This window comes from Salifodinibacter halophilus (genome assembly GCA_012999515.1).
Lineage (GTDB): Bacteria > Pseudomonadota > Gammaproteobacteria > Nevskiales > Salinisphaeraceae > Salifodinibacter > Salifodinibacter halophilus.
On record JABEEB010000646.1, the window covers coordinates 1 to 240 of the forward strand.

Genomic DNA, 240 nt, shown 5'->3' on the forward strand with positions numbered 1-240 from the left:
CGAATGCGCGAGCAAGCGCGGCGCCGCCACCGGCGTGGGATCGACCCGCGAATACAGCGCGCCGTGGACCTGGCGCACGCCCGGCGCGGTGTCCGGATCGCCCGGCAGGTCGCGGACGAAGGCGTTGTCGAAGCGCAGAGCGTGCATGGGCGGTGTGGGCTTGGAGGTGGGAAGGAGATGGGTGCCGGCGGTGGCGAACCCAAGCCGTGGCATGGAGCGTTGCGGAGGCGGAGTCGGCGG

Annotated in this window: 1 protein-coding gene; it reads right to left on the reverse strand. The window is 72.9% G+C overall.

The window, feature by feature from the left end; genetic code table 11:
• Positions 1–147 (reverse strand): hypothetical protein (locus HKX41_13155; protein NNC25082.1); only part of this gene is annotated, 147 nt, incomplete at its 3' end.
• Positions 148–240 lie beyond the last annotated feature (93 nt).